The organism is Sinobacterium norvegicum, from assembly GCF_923077115.1.
Classification (GTDB): Bacteria; Pseudomonadota; Gammaproteobacteria; order Pseudomonadales; family Sinobacteriaceae; genus Sinobacterium; species Sinobacterium norvegicum.
In genome coordinates, this window is record NZ_CAKLPX010000001.1 from 981720 (window position 1) to 999884 (window position 18165).

15 protein-coding genes are annotated in these 18165 nt (G+C 51.2%); 7 read left to right on the forward strand and 8 right to left on the reverse strand.

The annotated features are described in order from the left end of the window. Positions 1–256 precede the first annotated feature (256 nt). Genes L9P87_RS04285 through L9P87_RS04300 form a run of 4 tightly spaced genes read left to right on the forward strand, consistent with a single transcriptional unit; the run spans position 257 to position 3812 of the window. A complete protein-coding gene (locus L9P87_RS04285) occupies positions 257–1600 on the forward strand; it encodes a TRZ/ATZ family hydrolase (RefSeq protein WP_237443436.1) in 1344 nt (447 codons plus the stop codon). Between the two features lie 26 nt (positions 1601–1626). Next, the gene (gene ubiG, locus L9P87_RS04290) at positions 1627–2355 is read left to right on the forward strand and encodes a bifunctional 2-polyprenyl-6-hydroxyphenol methylase/3-demethylubiquinol 3-O-methyltransferase UbiG (protein ID WP_237443437.1); all 729 of its coding nucleotides are present in this window, start codon (positions 1627–1629) and stop codon (positions 2353–2355) included. Further along, the gene (locus tag L9P87_RS04295) at positions 2352–3041 is read left to right on the forward strand and encodes an HAD-IA family hydrolase (RefSeq protein WP_237443438.1); all 690 of its coding nucleotides are present in this window, start codon (positions 2352–2354) and stop codon (positions 3039–3041) included. Before ubiG ends, L9P87_RS04295 begins: the two co-directional genes overlap by 4 nt. A gap of 3 nt (positions 3042–3044) precedes the next feature. Continuing rightward, positions 3045–3812, forward strand: a complete 768-nt coding sequence (locus tag L9P87_RS04300; protein ID WP_237443439.1) for a YciK family oxidoreductase — start codon at positions 3045–3047, stop codon at positions 3810–3812. A 48-nt stretch (positions 3813–3860) separates the two neighbouring features. On the opposite strand, the gene L9P87_RS04305 is transcribed toward L9P87_RS04300, so the two are convergent. The 3 genes from L9P87_RS04305 to L9P87_RS04315 all read right to left on the reverse strand — a co-directional run bounded on the left by L9P87_RS04305 (position 3861) and on the right by L9P87_RS04315 (position 7311). Continuing rightward, on the reverse strand, positions 3861–4229 hold the full coding sequence (locus tag L9P87_RS04305) for a hypothetical protein (protein ID WP_237443440.1): 369 nt from the start codon (positions 4227–4229) through the stop codon (positions 3861–3863). A gap of 157 nt (positions 4230–4386) precedes the next feature. Beyond that, positions 4387–6579: a PQQ-dependent dehydrogenase, methanol/ethanol family gene (locus L9P87_RS04310; protein ID WP_237443441.1), complete on the reverse strand. Its 2193-nt coding sequence runs from the start codon at positions 6577–6579 to the stop codon at positions 4387–4389. Positions 6580–6747: 168 nt separating this feature from the next. Then, on the reverse strand, positions 6748–7311 hold the full coding sequence (locus L9P87_RS04315) for a lysophospholipid acyltransferase family protein (protein ID WP_237443442.1): 564 nt from the start codon (positions 7309–7311) through the stop codon (positions 6748–6750). Between the two features lie 247 nt (positions 7312–7558). Here L9P87_RS04315 and L9P87_RS04320 point away from each other — a divergent pair, with 247 nt between their 5' ends. The 3 genes from L9P87_RS04320 to L9P87_RS04330 all read left to right on the forward strand — a co-directional run bounded on the left by L9P87_RS04320 (position 7559) and on the right by L9P87_RS04330 (position 12594). After that, entirely contained in the window at positions 7559–9907 is a 2349-nt protein-coding gene (locus L9P87_RS04320; RefSeq protein WP_237443443.1) for a hybrid sensor histidine kinase/response regulator, read from the forward strand. 331 nt (positions 9908–10238) lie between these two features. Further along, positions 10239–11444, forward strand: coding sequence for an acyl-CoA dehydrogenase family protein (locus tag L9P87_RS04325; RefSeq protein ID WP_237443444.1), 1206 nt, complete (start codon positions 10239–10241; stop codon positions 11442–11444). Between the two features lie 10 nt (positions 11445–11454). Then, positions 11455–12594 carry an acyl-CoA dehydrogenase family protein gene (locus L9P87_RS04330; protein ID WP_237443445.1) on the forward strand — a complete coding sequence of 380 codons (1140 nt, stop codon included), beginning with the start codon at positions 11455–11457 and terminating at the stop codon, positions 12592–12594. A 145-nt stretch (positions 12595–12739) separates the two neighbouring features. Here the strand turns inward: L9P87_RS04330 and L9P87_RS04335 are convergent, their stop codons facing one another. The 5 genes from L9P87_RS04335 to L9P87_RS04355 all read right to left on the reverse strand — a co-directional run bounded on the left by L9P87_RS04335 (position 12740) and on the right by L9P87_RS04355 (position 18151). Continuing rightward, positions 12740–15262, reverse strand: a complete 2523-nt coding sequence (locus L9P87_RS04335; protein WP_237443446.1) for a parallel beta-helix domain-containing protein — start codon at positions 15260–15262, stop codon at positions 12740–12742. 216 nt (positions 15263–15478) lie between these two features. Next, positions 15479–15646: a rubredoxin gene (locus tag L9P87_RS04340; RefSeq protein WP_237443447.1), complete on the reverse strand. Its 168-nt coding sequence runs from the start codon at positions 15644–15646 to the stop codon at positions 15479–15481. Between the two features lie 170 nt (positions 15647–15816). After that, a complete protein-coding gene (locus L9P87_RS04345; protein WP_237443448.1) occupies positions 15817–16608 on the reverse strand; it encodes a type II secretion system protein N in 792 nt (263 codons plus the stop codon). Positions 16609–16672: 64 nt separating this feature from the next. Beyond that, positions 16673–17311, reverse strand: a complete 639-nt coding sequence (pdxH, locus tag L9P87_RS04350) for a pyridoxamine 5'-phosphate oxidase (RefSeq protein WP_237443449.1) — start codon at positions 17309–17311, stop codon at positions 16673–16675. Then, positions 17312–18151 (reverse strand): alpha/beta fold hydrolase, encoded by an 840-nt coding sequence (locus L9P87_RS04355; RefSeq protein WP_237443450.1) that lies wholly within the window; start codon positions 18149–18151, stop codon positions 17312–17314. Positions 18152–18165: the final 14 nt, after the last annotated feature.

Sequence of the window (18165 nt, forward strand, 5' to 3'; positions counted from 1 at the left end):
ATCACGAGAAAACAGCAGAAGAACGCTGACATCTGCATTCGCGAACAAAGTACAAGATCATAACATATAAACCACCCCTGTCACGTCCTCAGAGGCGCTAGAAGCGCTTTTAGTTATATTAGTAGTTTCGCATTCAACATAGGAAACGACGCCAGACCGAATATAAGGCCCATAAACCGGCTTAAACGGCGTTTTTATCCACGAATTAGGTATACTAAATCAACACCACACCTTCACCCCCCTTAAAGGCCGAGCCATGACTGCCCACAAAATCGCCGTCGACACGACTATTTCCGCCGACTGGCTGGCCGCCGTCGACCAACACAATCCGGCCCCCAGCAGCGGCATTACTGAACGACAAACCATCGCCATCGATAACGGCATAATTGTCGCCATAGGCGACAGCGAGACGATCCTGGCCGACTATCAAGGCCGGCAACACCATCAGCTCGACCAACACCTACTGATACCTGGCCTGATCAACGCCCATGGACACAGCGCTATGACTCTGCTGCGCGGCTATGCCGACGACTATCCGCTGATGGAGTGGCTGCAACAACACATTTGGCCGGCGGAACAACAGTGGGTAGAAGAGTCCTTCGTCCGCGACGGCAGCGATCTGGCCATTGCCGAGATGCTACTCGGCGGCACCACCTGTTTCAGTGACATGTATTTCTTCCCTGAACAGACCGCAGCCGCCTGTATTGATGCCGGCATGCGTGCCCAGCTCTGTTTTCCGATACTCGACTTCCCCAACAACTGGTCTGACAATGCCGATGACGCCATCGACAAAGGGCTTGCCCTGGCCAGCGCCACAACAGATTCTCTGATCAGCTTCGCCTTTGGCCCACACGCCCCGTATACCGTAGGTGATGACAGCATGAAAAAAATCGTCAACCTGGCCAAGCAACACCAACTTGCTGTCCAGATCCACTGCCACGAGACCCAGCATGAAGTCGACGATGCCATAAAAGAGACAGGCAAACGACCACTGCAACGCCTAGATGAGCTAGGCCTGCTCAGTGACAATACCCAACTGGTGCACATGACAGCACTCAATGATGACGACATCGCCATTACGCAACGCAGCGGCGCCAGCGTTATCCACTGCCCGGAATCCAACCTCAAGCTGGCCAGCGGCTTCTGCCCCGTCCAGCAATTGCATCATCGAGACATTAACGTCGCTATCGGCACCGACGGCGCCGCCAGCAACAACGACCTGGACTTGCTCGGCGAACTGCGCACCGCCGCCCTACTGGCCAAGGCTGTTGCCAGCGACGCCAGCGCCGTTAATACCCAACAGGCCCTGGCCATGGCTACCATCAACGGCGCCAAGGCACTGGGTCTGGATGATAAGATTGGCAGCCTGGAAATTGGTAAATTTGCCGATATAGTTGCGATAGACATGGGGACAGTCACCGCCCAACCGGTATACAATCCACTCTCACAATTAATTTACGGCAATAACAGCGCAGCGATTAACCATGTTTGGGTGGCTGGCGAACAAAAAGTTTGCAACCGCCAACTCACCTCGCTCGATGCCGACAATATTTATCAACGCGCCTGTGTTTGGCGAGACAAGATAAAAAAGACATCATGACTGACAACAGCGCCCAGAGCCCGACTATGACCGAAACCACCGCGAACACCGACCATAACAGCAACGTCGACAAGGCCGAAGTGGCTAAATTTGAAGCCCTGGCCAGCCGTTGGTGGGACCTCACCAGCGAGTTTAAACCGCTGCACGAGATCAACCCACTGCGGGTGAACTTTATCGACGAGCACTCGCCCGTCGCTGGCAAGAAAATTATCGACGTGGGTTGCGGCGGCGGTATTTTATCTGAAGGCTTGGCGCAACGGGGTGCCGAGGTAACCGGTATTGATATGGGCGAGGCCCCACTTAATGTCGCCCGCCTGCATTTGCACGAATCAAAACTCGATATTGACTACCAACAGTCGACCGCCGAAGCGATGGCGCAGCACAACGCGGAACGCTTTGATGTCGTTGCCTGCCTCGAAATGCTGGAGCACGTGCCCGAGCCAAGCTCTGTCATTCAAGCCTGTGCCGCGATGGCCAAGCCGGGAGGCGACCTGTACTTTTCGACCATCAACCGTAATCCAAAGTCTTATTTAATGTCGGTTGTTGGCGCCGAATACATCCTCAAACTACTACCCAAGGGCACCCATGACTACGCTAAATTTATTCGCCCATCCGAACTTGCCCTATGGGTACGCCAAGCCGGGCTAGAGCTGGTTGATATGATTGGCCTGCATTACAACCCGATCACTAAAAGCTACAAGCTCGGTGACGGCGTCGATGTCAATTATATGATTCACGTCCGTAAACCAAAATGAGTCGCCTACCATTAGCAGCAGTGTTATTCGATCTCGATGGTACGGTGCTCGATACTGCCAAAGATTTTGAATGGGTGCTCAATCAGCAATTAGCGACACACCAACGCGAGAGTGTCAGCTATGAAAAATTGCGCAGCGTCGTCTCGCACGGTGCCCGCGCAATGGTCAGCCTCGGCTTTGACATCCAACAAGACGCACCGGGCTTTGAAGCCTTGCGCCAGGAATTCCTAGCACTTTACCAGCAGCACTTATGTCATCGCAGCAAGTTGTTCGACGGCATGCAGGAAGTCTTAGACTGGTGCGTCGAGCAGCGACTACCCATGGCAATTGTGACCAACAAGCCCTCGACATTCACCCTGGCGCTACTCGACAAACTTGAGCTCAGTCATTACTTTACCAGCGTCGTCTGCCCCGACGACGTCAGCCAAGCCAAACCCAGCCCGGAGCCATTACTACTGGCCGCGGAGCAGCTGCAGGTAAATGCCAAGCAATGTCTCTATATTGGCGATCACATCCGAGATATCGATGCCGGCCGAGCAGCGAATATGTCGACAATGGCCTGCCGCTACGGCTATATCGAGGACGACGACAGCGCCGACAACTGGCTGGCCGATATGGTTATCGACCACCCCCTCGAGATTATTCAACACTGCCAGCAACAGCTATCAGCACTATTACCGGAATAACAAATGTCTAACGTCCAAACCACCATGCAAAACTATCAGGCACCAGAATCATTATTGCAGGGCAAAACAATTTTGGTCACCGGTGCCGGTGATGGCATCGGCCGTGTTGCCGCGATTACTTATGCTGCCCACGGTGCGACGGTGATTCTTACCGGCCGTACCGTCGAGAAGCTGGAAAAAGTATACGACGAGATTGAACAGGCTGGCGGCCCTCAGCCAGCGATCTACCCGATTGATTTCAATGGCGCCATCGATGATGACTACCAACAACTGGCCAATATCATCGACAGTAATTTTGGTCAACTTGATGGCGTGCTGCATAATGCCGCACAACTTGGTCAAATGGGGCCTATCGAGAGTTCCCACACTGGCACCTGGATGCAACTGATGCAGGTAAACGTCAACGCACCCTATCTGCTAACCCGTCATTTAATGCCGCTGCTCAGAGCCGCCGATAACGCCTCAATTATCTTTACCAGCTCAAGCGTGGGGCGACAGGGTCGAGCATACTGGGGGGCTTATGCCGCCAGTAAATTTGCCATCGAAGGGCTGATGCAAACCCTGGCCGACGAACTCGAGAATGTCAGCAATATTCGCAGCAACAGCTTAAACCCTGGCGCCACTAATACCGCCATGCGTCGCCTTGCCTACCCCTCGGAAAGACCCACCAACAACCCTTCGCCAGAACAACTCATGCCCTGTTATTTATATCTGATGGGGAATGACAGCCTGGCGGTTAACGGCCAGGCACTCGACGCCCAGAAAAAGTAGTAACACATGCCAACAGGGGGGCTGCCTAGCAGCAGGTAAGGACAGCCTCTAACCCAGCATTTCAGCGGCTAAGACTGACGCCAGCACGGCAAACAACGGATCCAACTTATCCGCCAGCGCCAGCTGTTGCGCCTCACTGGTCGCGGCCATCAAACCATGACGGTACTCGCCGGCAATCAGAGAAAACAGAAACTGCTCCTCTTCCAAGCTCTCAAAACCGATGCCGTACAGTGCATCACGCTCAAAGGCCTCGGTTAACTGCTTGGCCAACAGCGGCGCAGATACCGCCGGGTCAGCATAATCAGTCATCGTCTTGACGGCGAAATCAAAGTCAACCAGATCGATAATGGCATCGATATAGTCCTCTAACTGCTGATCGGTATGATCGAGATACATGGTTGAATGCGGTTGTTCCATGACGATGCCTTTATGTGCAGTGGATATGTGTTTGAAGGCTATTCTAACCCGCCTTTCACCTTAACAACACCGTGTTACTGGCAAACCCAACAGCCAAGGCTAAAAGCAAAACGGCGACTGTGAAAGTCGCCGCTGCTACTCCATTGCCCACTAACGATTAGGCGAGGCTGGTTAAGAGTTTGACGACGCTGACACCAATGCCGTAGAACCACGCTTTCAGCGAGCGCCACCACGGTGGCTGCTGACGGTATTCGGCATCGGCATGAGCCTCTTCGATCAAATAGGCATGTACCGACTCAACCTCTTGTTTGCTCATAACATCCGAGAAACCGACCATTCCCAATCCCCTCAAGGCACCGTCGTAGACAATTTGCTCAAACATGTCGTGATAGTTGCTGTTGAGATGACGCAGATCCGGAATCATCCCCCCAGAGACAGCGTTGGTGCCATGGCAGCCATAGCAAAAGTTATGATACAACGCCTTTCCCTCGGCAATGCGCTCCGCACCCACATCCATCCGCGCAGGTGGCTCAGGATATTCGTTAACCAGGGCAATCGAGGGCAACGCAACATCGGCACCCAGCTTATACACCAAAATACGGCCATGACTGGCAACACTGTCTGGCTTCACCCCCATTGCCAAAGGTAAGATCCCTCCCCAGCTGGCAGCGACGGCAACATACTGTTCGCCATCAATTTGATAGCTGATTGGTGCTGCGATGACCCCTGTCTGCGTATCGGCCTGCCATAACTGCTCGCCGTTGTCGGCACGATAGGCAACAAAGCGCTGATCGGCTGTGCCTTGAAAGACCAGCTGACCGGCCGTTGCCAAGACCCCACCGTTCCACGACAGCGGGTGCTGAACACCCCAGGCCTCCTGCTGTGTTTTGGGATTCCAAGCGACCAGCCGACCACCGGTAATCTTCTGCGTCAACAGGCTGGCAAACTGGGTATCGCCCGGTGGCACCTCATTCATATCGATACCGGTATTCCAGCGCCCCTTCAAGAATGCGAAGTCTTCAACCTTGCGAAACGGCACCATCGCCTCAATCACCGGGATATACACCAAATCAGTGACCGGGTTATAGGCCATTGGATGCCAGTTGTGCGCGCCCATATGAGCGGGACGAACTATTTTCTCGCCGCGACGATAATCCGAGGCATCGCGATCGATCATCGGACGACCGGTGCTGAGATCATAACCTGTTGCCCAGTTAACAGCGCTGTAGGGCTCAGCCGATATCAACTTGCCACTGACTCGGTCAACAACAAAGAAAAAACCGTTTTTCGGTGCCTGCCAAATGACCTTGCGCGACACTCCTTCGACCTCCATATCGGCCAGCATAATTTGCTGCGTCGAGGTGTAATCCCACATATCGCCCGGCGTTTGCTGGTAGTGCCAAATGTACTCACCGGAATCGGGGTTTAACGCAACAATAGAACTGACATAAAGATTATCGCCGCCGCCAGGGGATCGGATATCAATATCAAATGGGCCACCATTACCAACACCAAGATAGAGTTGATCCAATTCGGGGTCGTAGACAATAGAATCCCAAACCGTCCCTCCGCCACCGTATTGATACCATTCGCCATTCCATGTTTCAGCGGCATTGGCCATCGCCTCGTTCTCGAAGCCCAGCGCCGGATCACCGGGCACCGTAAAGAAACGCCACGCCAATTCGCCGCTGTCAACATCATAGGCACTGACATAGCCACGCACACCGTACTCGGCACCGCCATTGCCGATAAAGACCTTACCCTTGGCTACTCTCGGCGCACCGGTAATGGTATAGGGGTACTTTTTATCAATGGTCAGCGTTTCCCAAAGCATATCGCCGGTTTGCGAGTCAATCGCCACCAGGCGGCCATCGAGTGTGCCGACAACCACCCTGCCCTCATAGACAGCCACCCCTCGGTTAACCGCATCACAACAGGCAAACTGGCCCCACTCTCGCGGCACCTGCGGGTCATAAACCCAGAGCTCTTCACCCGTCTTGGCATCGAGTGCATAGACCACACTCCAGACACCGCTGACATACATCACCCCATCGACGACAATTGGCGTCGCCTCAAGGCCCCGGTTTGAGCGCGTCTCATAGTGCCAGGCCAAGCCTAAGCCCTTAACGGATTGAGCGTCAATTTGCGTCAACGGGCTATAACGTTGCTCGCTATAATCTCGGCCGTGAGACATCCAGTCATTTGGGTACTGATCGGCGGCAATGATTTTTTCAGTCGTCACCGAACCTGTACCCATGCCGCCAGACTCTGTCGCAACGGCAGCACTGCAGGCAAAGATACTGGCGTAAATTAGAACCGGTAAACACTGAATCCATTGAAGCTTGAACATCCATCCCCCACGCCCAGTCGTGTGCCGGGCAATTATTATTAGACTTTATAGCAGGGATTGTATGTAAATTTGGCGACCAACCCAATGACAGGAACAGTCAATTTTGCCATTGCAATGGGCAAAAGCGTCACTACCACCTCAATTAGTGAGGCAGTCAGCAGAGGGCTCTTAGTCGAAGCCGTGCTTATCTTGATAAAACGCTCGAATTTCAACCATATCCTTGTCGATATCGCCGGTGGGAATGAAACTATGACCAAAACCACTGGTTTTTGTCGCGGTATCAACATAGCCCATGACAATCGGCACCTTGGCCTGATGGGCAATATGATAAAACCCTGTCTTCCATTCCGTGACTGCCGCTCGAGTTCCCTCGGGTGGAATAACGACGATTAACTCCTCGGCCTGAGCAAAGACTTTTGCCGTAGCATCAACGGTGTTGTTAGATTTCGTTCGATCGATTGCAATTCCCCCCAGCCAACGAGCAAGACCGCCGGTAGGAAAGTTAAACAACGATGATTTACCCATCCAATGAACGTCCATTTTCAGGATCAGGGCAGAACCCAGCATCAGCGGGAAATCGTAATTACTGGTGTGCGGAGCCGCAATAAGCACATATTTTTTGTGGGTGGGCGCCTCACCGACAACCTTCCAGCCTCGCAAACGCATAAAGAAATGCGCAATGTAATAGCACACAGTAGTAATCACCGGCGTACGGAATACGGTTCTTTTCACAACAACTAACCCCAAAAAAAATCATTCAACTAAATAGACCACAAAACCGAATTATTATACCCGCAAAACAACTATAACGCTGCAATATTACCAACTGTTCGAATTCAATACAGCCCAGCAGCAGCGGGCATCGCATGACTGAAAGCATACAGCGACGGCCAAGCCAGCACTATTCCCTAGCTAAATCACTACAATGTCATTATATTAACTGACTGCTTTTCATCATAAATAAACAATAACTATAATAATGTCAGTATATAGCCAACGTTTACATTCACTACTACTGCTGTTCACCGTGGCAGTGTCGATCGCTTTTTTTCACACCGCAGATGCCGCCGCTTTCAATGCCAGCTATCTCATCGACCCCTCAGGTCAGCTCACTATTGAGCAGGCTGTCGAACAAAAAAATTACACCCCGCTCGAAGGTTCAGCGCTGCATGCGGGCTATAGCCCATATAGCTACTGGTTAAAAATCTCCCCCGACGAGCAACACAGCTTCGAGCAACATTTTCTCGTTATCGACTATGCGCCACTCAATAACGTACAAATATTCAGGCCGAACAGTAAAGGCAACTACGAGGCGGAACAAGTAGGCAATAGTGTTGCGAAAAACACCCTGACCCCCGTGACGAATTTTATTGTTGCCCCGCTCAACCCTTATATTAGCCCAGACCAACCACTCTACCTGCGGGTAGCCTCGAGCAGCTCCATCGATGTCCCCCTGAATATTGTCAACTGGTCTCAACTGATAGAGCAACAGAACACCAATAAACTGATCTACGGTATCTACTTTGGCCTGCTACTGGTCATGATGTGCTACAACCTGTTCATTTATTTTTCGATCAAAGACACCAGCTACCTACTTTATGTGCTGTACATCGCCAGTTTTACCCTGATGCAGGCCTCTATTACTGGCTACGCCTTCCAGTATCTCTGGCCTAACCATCCAGCGCTGAACAATGTTGCAACGCCAATGCTGGTCTCACTCAGTTGCTTGTTTGCCGCCCTGTTTAGCCGCAGCTTCCTAAAGACCCGGCATGTGGTCCCAATCGCCGATAAGCTGATGCTTGCCATCGCAGCGCTCAGCTTATTATTGGCCGCCGCCAGCTTTTTCATCCCCTATCACCTCAGCACACCGCTGGGCATTGTGCTGATATTAGCCTTTACCTTAATCGCTATTGCCTCTGGCATTGCCTGCTACCGCAAGAAGGTGGCTATTGCCCTGTTTTTCCTCATCGGCTGGTGCTGCATCTTATTAGGCGCCTCGGTGGTTGGCCTCACCGCCGTCGGCATACTGCCCGGCAATTGGCTAACTCATTCGGCCAGCCAAATAGGCTCGGCCATCGAGGTTTTCTCGCTATCCCTTGCCCTGGCTCACCGTCTCAACCAATTGCAGCGGGAAAAAGAAGAGCTTGAGCGCAATGCCACGCTGAAACAAAAAGCCATCAACAAGGAGCTCGCCGACACCTTAAAGCAGTTAGAAATAAGCAATAAAACAAAGGATAATTTTCTGTCTACCATCAGCCATGAGCTTCGTACGCCGATTACCGGCATTGCCGGCTCTCTCGCCATGATTCAGCGTGAAGGGCTAAGCACACAGGCCAGCCAGTATCTCGAATCAGCGTCTGTCAGCACCGGAAAAATCAAACATCACATCGACACGCTGCTCAACTTCAGCGACATTCAAGCCGGTCATGTACAAGCCCACAACCAACATTTTAATTTACCACAACACCTGGAGCGGCTGAGCAAACTATACCAGCTCAATGCCAAGGCCAAGGGGCTGACGTTTCAATTTGAGGCCATGCCCACCCTGCCCTCATGGGTGGTGGGCGATATTGCTAAAATTGAAATCATCCTCCAGCACCTGCTCGACAATGCCATTAAGTTTAGCCACAAGGGGAATATAAAACTTCAGGTGACGGCAGCGCAAAACAGCCAGCGTATTGATTTTGAGATAAGTGATGGCGGCTGCGGCATCAGCGCCGAACAGGCCCAGACAATCTTCAATCCGTTTATTCAATCAGAGGCTGGGTTTAGTCGCTCATATCAGGGCCTGGGCATCGGCCTCACCACCAGTCATCAACTGGCTCATCTACTAGAGGGCGAGCTGCGCTACCACAGCCTACAGCCCAGCGGCAGCTGCTTTACTCTCAGCCTGCCATTGCCCCGGGCAAATTTCATCGACAATCAACCGCAGCCAACACTGGCCATACTCGTGGCCGAGGACAACCCGGTCAACCTGATGATTATCAAGGCGCAACTGCAACAACTGGGTCATCAGGTAGACAGTGCAGACAACGGCCAGCAAGCGGTTAATATGGCCAAGGTTAATGCCTACGACATCATATTTATGGATTGCCAAATGCCTGTGGTCGACGGCTATCAAGCAACGCAAGTCATTAAACAATCGCCACTCAATGCAGCCACTCCGATCATTGCCGTCACCGCCAATACCATGACGCGTGACATCGAGCGCTGCCTCGCCGCTGGCATGGAAGATATTCTGGCCAAGCCGATTATCTTCGATCAATTGCCAGGCAAGCTACAACAATGGCTCAGCAAAAGTAGCCGCCCTCAAAGCGAGGCGGTATAGCCTGCTCGCTCAACCCGGCGGCGGCACAGCGTTTACTAATGGCAATTCAGTGTTTACCAATGGCCTCTGTCATTCTATAACAGCCCCTATAGACTGCTGCCGTGCGTTCCCGCCAGGCTTTTAACCTGCGTGACACTTTTTGTTAGCAGCGATTGACCTATTTTGCTATTGAGCCTTGCTGCCTAATAGCTATCCTAGCTAACCCTATGAATAGATAAAATAACGATACATTAAAGTCTCTCCACGACAGCGAACACTGTTAGAGCAGAGACTCTTTACCGTATATCATCGAGCCAAAATTAATACGCTCTTTAATAACAGGAGACAGCCAATGGATGCTTTAGCAACCTTCCGTCAAGAAACTCGGGACTGGCTAGAGGCTAACTGCCCAGCAAGCCAACGCCAGCCAGCCGTTCGCGAAGAACAGGTTTGGGCAGGTAAAAACAAGTCATTCCCTACCGAAGATGGCAAACTCTGGTTTGAACGCTGTCGCGACAAAGGCTATACCGTTCCTGAGTGGCCAACCGAATACGGTGGTGCCGGTCTCAGCGATGCACAGTGCAAGGTATTACGCGAAGAGATGAAAGCCATCCGTGCTCGCACACCGCTGCTTGATATCGGTATCTGGATGCTCGGCCCCGCGTTAATCGAATACGGCTCAGAGGCACAAAAAGCTGAGCACCTGCCGAAAATCACCGCCGGTAATATCCGCTGGTGTCAGGGTTATTCTGAGCCTGGTGCAGGTTCTGACCTTGCCTCACTGCAAACCAAGGCCGAAGACAAAGGCGATCACTTCCTGGTCAACGGTACCAAAATCTGGACCACCAACGGCGATAAATCTGATTGGATATTTTGCCTGGTGCGAACCGACCCCGCTGCGCGTAAACAGGAAGGCATCAGTTTTCTATTGATCGACATGGAGTCAGAGGGCGTATCGGTTACGCCGATCGAACTGATCAGCGGCGAGTCTGAATTTGTACAAACCTTCTTCGACAACGTCAAAGTACCGAAGGAAAACCTGGTTGGCGAACTCAACACTGGCTGGTCTGTGGCCAAGGCGCTACTCAAGCACGAACGCAAACTGATGAGTGAGATCGGTGGCGACACACCGGGGCCAACTTTCGGCCCGGTACAAGCGGCACTAGAATATGTTGGTAAGGGCGAGGACGGCAAGCTAAAAGACCGCGCATTGCGCGATCAGCTGGTTCAGCATGAAATGAATTTCCGCGCCCTCGGCCTTGCCCACTTCCGCACCTTCGAAGAGCGCATGACCGGTCAAACCTCCAACCTACCGCTGATCATGAAATACTGCGGTACCGAAGAGCAAAAGCGCAAAGAAGAATTGCTCATGGCATTGCTGGGATCCCAGTCTTTGGGCTGGAAAGACACTCAGTTCAGCAGCGATGAATTATTGACACCCCAAGGTTGGGCCTTCTCAAAGGCACTTTCCATTGCCGGTGGCTGCTCAGAAGTACAGCTCGATATTATCGCCAAACGCGCACTTAACATGCCTGAACTGCCTCGCGCTTCCGCATAAGGATTAGACTATGTCTTTAGTATTTAATGAAGAACAGCGTCAATTAAAAGACGCCGCCAAGTCATTTTTAAATGAAAACGCACCGGTCGAAGCGCTGCGAAAACTCCGCGACGATAACGATGCCCTCGGCTATAGCCAGCCACTGTGGGAGCAGATGGCCGAGCTTGGCTGGGCCATGGTAACCATTCCCGAACAGTATGACGGCCTTGGCTTTGGTTATCTTGGCCTCGGCGCCATTGCCGAAGAAAGTGGCCACACCCTGACCGCCTCCCCCCTGTTCAGCTCTATTGTGCTTGGCGCCTCGGCAATCGAACTCGCTGGCAGTGAAGAGCAAAAGACTGAGCTACTGCCTCAGGTTGCCTGCGGCGGACTAACCCTTGCCCTTGCCCTTGAAGAAAGCAACCATCACAACCCCACCGGTGTTGCACTCAGTGCTGAGAAGAATGCCGATGGCTATCTACTCAATGGCAACAAGCAGTTTGTCCTCGATGGCCACTGCGCCGACAAACTGGTTGTCGTTGCCCGTAGCAGCGGCCAAGCCGGCGAAGCTGCAGGCATCAGCCTTTTTCTAGTCGATGCCGACACCGCGGGTATCAGCCACAACCGCACCCATCTGATCGACAGCCGCAACGCCGCCAATATCAGCTTCGACAAGGTACAGGTCAGCGCGGCCTGCTTACTTGGCGAAGAGGGAAATGCTTGGGCAGCTCTCGACAAGACCCTCGATCGTGGTCGTATTTATCTTGCCGCTGAAATGCTCGGCGGCGCCGAAGAGTGCCTCAGCCGTACAGTTGAATACCTCGGCGACCGTGAACAGTTTGGCGTTAAGCTGGGTACCTTCCAGGCGCTGAAACACCGCTGTGCTGAAATGTACTGCGAACTTGAGCTATCGCGCTCTGTGGTGATGGATGCGCTCAGCGCCATCGATGACGATCGCATGGACACTGCTGCCATGGCCAGTCTGGCCAAGGCCCGCCTCAACGATGTCTACAAGCTGGTTACTAACGAAGCCACTCAGATGCACGGTGGTATCGGTGTCACTGACGAGCTGGAAATAGGCTTCTTTCTGAAGCGCGCCCGTGTTGCCATGCAGATCTTCGGCGATGCCGGCTTCCACCGCGATCGTTACGCCACACTGTGCGGCTACTAATCACTGATTAGTTACCGGATAACAATAAACCCGCCAAGTGCGGGTTTATTTTTGCCTACGGGTTTGTCATGCCGTGAACAATAGCGAAACAGCAGACAAAAAAAAGGCCGGATATACCGGCCTTTTCTATCACTAACAGCGAGACTTAACAGTCATCGGCATCATTAGGGTTGGCAACCAAACCACCGTCAATCCATTGTTGAATCAGATCAACACCAGCCTGATGAACTACACTCTTGCCTAGTTCTGGCATCTTATCCGACGGGTCAACACTGTTTAAACGGTAGTGTAAGATCGACTTAGCCGATTCATCAGGAACAATGTCGTAGTTCAGATCATCGATATGACCGGCTGCCACTGGCATCTTACAGATACCGGTTCTTCTGTCGACTGTACCACCGGCGGCAATACGATCTCGGTTAAGGTGCAGGCCGGTACTGTCGGCGCGGTTACCCTTGGAGTGACAGTGGGCACAGTTGGCATCGAGATAGCTCAGCGCACGATCCTGTAACGACTCGGTATCATCATCCCAGGCAGCAAAGGCAGGGACATCATCAGCCGGTGCGGTATCGCCATCATTCATCGGTAGGTTGGCTAGAATACCGGAGTCAGCCCAGTGCATGAGTTGGTTCTTGCCGCTGGCAATAGGATCCGCATAGTTCAGGTAATGCGGCTGCGGGCCAAGTGGCTTATCAAGACCTTTGACACCGTGACACGAAGAACACTGGTTGCTATTGGGTACTTCATAAACAGTCTGCTGCTCAGCACCGTTGTCGTCTACATAGGTTACCTCTCTCGAGCCACCACCGATTTCTAAGGTGGCATCATCGCCCTGCCAAATATAGGGCAGACGCTGCCAGCGATCGGCACGTTTAATTAACAGACGTGTTTCTACGACATCCTGTTCCATCGCCAGGTTTTCAAAATAGAATGTCTTGGCAATCACGGTGCCAACAGGGTATTCCATGTTACGATCGGAGGCATCACCTTCGACACGGTCATAATCAATCTTTTCCCCAGCAGGGACAAAAACAACACGATGCTTCTTAGAGTAATCAGAGAACAGCGGCGTGCTTAAATCATAAGCAATACCATTGCTGTTGCCTGCGCTCAGTGGGCTGGTAGCGTCTGAGAACAGGTTGTAATCGGAAATATTCGGACAGTCGACAACCAATGCATCCCAGTTGACCGCATTGCCGGTATCGGCATTACACAGCGCAGATATTTGCTCGGGGGTGTAGCGAATAATATCGGGGACGGGCTGCGGCTCAGGCAGAGTCACCTCACTCAACAACTCATAGCTACAGTCGTAACCGCTGCGATCGTAATTAATTTTGCCGTTGGGCACACCATTGTCATTCATTGACCACAGTTTCAGGTTGGCAAACAAGGTCTCATCGCCGGCGCTGTTGTAGTTCGGCCCAATACAGAGATCACCCTCTGGCAGGCTGTCTAGGCCCTGCAGGCCTTTGAAGATAATCTCGGCGATACCGTCGTAGATAATCTCAGCGGGCTCTGCGTTATCATTAACATTTTCAAATAAGTTGATAATGCCATAGTTCAAGTCGGTGCCGTCATAGACGTATTCCTTAGGCTGGTCCATGGTGTTGTTAAACACATAGGCAGAACCTGGGAACTCATCAAAGCCCTCGGGCGATGGGTAGCCGGTAACCAAATAGCTGGAGATACCGACACTCATGGTGTGATGGCCGGTGATGATATTATCGTGAATCTGTACTTGGTCAGTACCACCCATCAATAACATGCCGGTACCAGAGGGTACGATGCCAACAATATTACCCGCCGGGGCGAAGTTCTTTAGTGTGTTGTCATAAATATGGTTGTGATGAACGCTGACGCGGTCACCTTCCTGCGTTAAGCCAGGTAGGTCAAAGACTAAAACACCACCGGTGTTGTTGGTGGCGATGTTGTGATAAACCTCAGCATCTTGAGAGTTTTCGATCTCAATACCGGCAACGTTTTCGCTGGCGATGTTGTTGCGAACGATGATTTGCTTAGATTGACCGACATAAATACCGGCATCCGAGGCGCCGATAACAATGCTGTTTTCAATCAGAACATTAGAGTTTTGTACCGGGTAGAGACCATAAGCACCGTTATCCGGATCACTTAAATTGGTCCACTCTACTTTCATGCGCTTAATGTACGCGCCGGTAACACCCTCGATGCGGATACCATCACCGGCAGCGTTCTTAATACCAAAATCTTGCACGGTAAATTCATCGCCGAAGGATAGAATACCCTGAGCACCGGTCTGCTGATTGGTAAAGTCGAGTATGGTCTTATCCATACCCATACCGGCCAAGGTGATATGTGAGGTATTAATAATCAACTCGTCGGTAAAAACGTGGGTACCAGCGGGAAATACAATCGTGGTGCCTGGCAAAGCTGTTAAGGCAGCCTCCTGCGCCTGAAACTGTATATCGTCACCAGCAGTAAGGAAGATCACATTATCAGCAGGGGCAATAGCCACAGGCTCAACAGTCAGTGGGCCATAGGTAATACTTGGCTCCTCAATACCCGATTCCGGATCATTAGGCTCTACCTGAGGCAGCGTGGGGCTCGATGAGTCATCGCTACACCCCACCATGGCCATCGAAGCCAGCAAGGGTAAAGCAACTGATAAATGCTTTTTATTGAATTTCATCTCTCGACCTTCTCTTTATTATGACAACTGGTTATGCGAAATCGCTCATAACGCATACATATTCATATGCATAAATAATCATATGCATAGTTCTTCAACCGAATATATAAAAGAAAATTGAAAGTTAATACTTAAACTTTCAATAATTACCAATTGTTAATATTGAAATCGAAGGCAAAAAAAAACGCCCTGAGGCGCTTTTTTGATCAACGCTGCTTACATCACGTCAAAATCATACTTGCTGATACCGCAGTCTGGGCACTCCCAGTCCTCTGGTACATCTTCCCACTTCGTACCTGGGGCAATACCCTCATCGGGCAAACCGGCCTCTTCATCATAGATAAAGCCGCAAATAACGCATTCGTACTTCTTAAAATCACTCATCTCTCTCTCCTAATCCGCCGACGGATCAACAAACTGGTTGTTTTCTTATTGAATTGTATTAGTTACCCATACTAACACGGTGATTTTGTTAGCTACAATTTGTCATCCCCCCCTAACTGACAATTTTTCACCTTTATTCTTCAGACACGGCCTTAAGGGGAATAAAATATTTACATTCGTCCCTTTTGTTGCAGCTCGAAGCTACCATTGTGTTGCTGAACAGCAACCAGCTGCAAAAGGTTTAAGACAGATTGTTCGGTGCGAATCGTCGGTATTATCGTCACATCGACAGTATAATCGCCACCACCCAATGCCGCTGTCGCCTTGCCCTTAATGCCAACGGTGGCATTGCTATCCTTCAACTGCGCAGTGAGTGCATTTTGTTGTATCTCTACATCGAGTCGATAATCCCCAAGGTAGACTAAGATATCCTGTGCCACTGACAGGCTGCCAATATGCAACTCACCGGTTAAGCTCTCAATCAACGGCTGGTTTATATCGATGACGGCCTCATCAATTGTCAATCTCAACGCACCAGTTATATTAGGCAGCAGCGGCAAAAATTGCGTCACAATCGCAGCAGGTGCGCGGATATCCGCCGACGAAACAACCACCGTCGACGGGCTGACCGACAATACGATACTGGCCGATTGCTGCTGATAACGGCTGTGTACATGTAGATTGGCCTTTGCCAACAACAGCGACCAAGCACTGAGCTGCCATTCAACCTCACCGAGCTGCCAGTATTGATCTCGCTGCAAGGGAATAGCTAATTGTTCCGCTCTACCCTGCCAAACAGTCCCTTTGACGCCGCTGGCGAAAACAGGCACGCCAGCGGACTGCACAATATTGACCAGTAACTGTGCCGGTGTTTTTGCCAAGAGTAAAATCACAAAAAACACTAGCGAGAGAATAATCAATAGCATTTTTCGGCGCTGTAAAAAGGCCATCGGGTTTAACATTTAAACGTCACTTGAAGTCTTAAGTAGACTTATGATTATCATTGAGGGTCTCTAACACGAATGCTTAGGGCTGAAGCCGTTCTATTTGCCACTGACCACTGTCATTTTTTACATATTCGAAGCGGTCATGAATACGCTTTGCACCACCGGACCAAAACTCGATCCGCTCTGGCACCACACGGTACCCGCCCCAAAACTTAGGCAGAGGTATTTCACCGTTAGAAAAACGTGATTTAATCTCGGAGAATTTCTCCATTATCAGGGCACGACTCGATACCGGACTACTCTGACGGGAAACCCATGCGGCAAGCTGACTATCTCTTGGTCTAGACAAGAAATAGTCTAACGATTCTTTTGTGCTAACACGCTCTGCTCGACCGGCAATAATCACCTGGCGCTCAAGGCTCAGCCAAGGAAAGATCAAAGAAACCCGGTCATTACCGGCAATTTGATGCGCCTTTTTGCTCTCTAGATTGGTGTAGAATACAAAGCCCTGCTGATCAAATTGCTTCAGTAATACTGTACGCTGACTGGGCTGACCATGATTATCCACTGTCGCGACCATCATCGCAGTCGGATCATTAATCGCCGCGGCTTTGGCCTCTCCCAACCAGTGTTCAAACTGCTCCATTGGGTCTTCTGCAAGACTTTCTCGCGTCAAACCCGATAGTAAATACTCACGTCGGTCGTTATGTATATCCATTTACGCCGCGGCCTTCAGTTTATTCAAGTGGCACAACAGTTCATCTGTTAGTCGATCAGCAACCTGCTCACCGAGCATATGACCCGCACCGTCAATCAACACATAAGCATACGGGGCATCGACACCGTCGGCACAAAGTGCTGCCGCCTTCTCACCGAAGAAAGAATCCTCACTGCCACGAATATACAGCGTCGGCACCTGCACAGGCTGCAAGCTTTCAGCCAACTCATCAGACTGCATACTGTGCCAATGAACAAAACCCTGAATGGCTTCGGCGCGACCATAACGACTGAGGTATAAATCAGCGATGTCATCCTCAACACCGTACGATTGATAATATGTCCTCAGAATCTCTGCGTTATTGGCCAACAACCGAACGGAGGCATTGTCACTGCAAAACGAGGCGATTTTATCCAGCATCGCCTGCTCATCGCCGACGGTCTTGCTCAATGCGATAGGATGAGGCGTCGATAGTGCAGTAAACGACAATAATGCTTCGGCATTATTTTCTGCCAGATTCCAACCAATCAACGAACTCCAGCCGTGGGTGACTAAATGAAAGGCTTCTACACCCTCATGTTCAGCCAGCGCCAGCACATCGCCAATCATCTCATCGTTACTGTAAGCGGAGGATTGCTCCGGCCTCGCCTGCGGGGAAACACCGCGCATATTCGGTGCCAGTACCCGGTAGCCGTTTTTCGCTAATACAGGAATCTGTTGACGCCACTGCTGATTCGTCTGCAAAAAATTATGCATCATAATTACCAGCGGCTGACCTTCTTCGCCAGCCACCAGACATTCAAAACCAAAACCGTTAACGCTAATTGTTTCCTGTTGCAAAATATCGTCCTCTT

Bases quoted from the DNA above. Each gene is read 5' to 3' on its own strand.
- L9P87_RS04285 (WP_237443436.1), top strand. From the start codon at position 257: ATGACTGCCCACAAAATCGCCGTCGACACGACTATTTCCGCCGACTGG.
- ubiG (WP_237443437.1), top strand. From the start codon at position 1,627: ATGACCGAAACCACCGCGAACACCGACCATAACAGCAACGTCGACAAG.
- L9P87_RS04295 (WP_237443438.1), top strand. From the start codon at position 2,352: ATGAGTCGCCTACCATTAGCAGCAGTGTTATTCGATCTCGATGGTACG.
- L9P87_RS04300 (WP_237443439.1), top strand. From the start codon at position 3,045: ATGTCTAACGTCCAAACCACCATGCAAAACTATCAGGCACCAGAATCA.
- L9P87_RS04305 (WP_237443440.1), bottom strand. From the start codon at position 4,229: ATGGAACAACCGCATTCAACCATGTATCTCGATCATACCGATCAGCAG.
- L9P87_RS04310 (WP_237443441.1), bottom strand. From the start codon at position 6,579: ATGTTCAAGCTTCAATGGATTCAGTGTTTACCGGTTCTAATTTACGCC.
- L9P87_RS04320 (WP_237443443.1), top strand. From the start codon at position 7,559: ATGTCAGTATATAGCCAACGTTTACATTCACTACTACTGCTGTTCACC.
- L9P87_RS04325 (WP_237443444.1), top strand. From the start codon at position 10,239: ATGGATGCTTTAGCAACCTTCCGTCAAGAAACTCGGGACTGGCTAGAG.
- L9P87_RS04330 (WP_237443445.1), top strand. From the start codon at position 11,455: ATGTCTTTAGTATTTAATGAAGAACAGCGTCAATTAAAAGACGCCGCC.
- L9P87_RS04335 (WP_237443446.1), bottom strand. From the start codon at position 15,262: ATGAAATTCAATAAAAAGCATTTATCAGTTGCTTTACCCTTGCTGGCT.
- L9P87_RS04340 (WP_237443447.1), bottom strand. From the start codon at position 15,646: ATGAGTGATTTTAAGAAGTACGAATGCGTTATTTGCGGCTTTATCTAT.
- L9P87_RS04345 (WP_237443448.1), bottom strand. From the start codon at position 16,608: ATGTTAAACCCGATGGCCTTTTTACAGCGCCGAAAAATGCTATTGATT.
- pdxH (WP_237443449.1), bottom strand. From the start codon at position 17,311: ATGGATATACATAACGACCGACGTGAGTATTTACTATCGGGTTTGACG.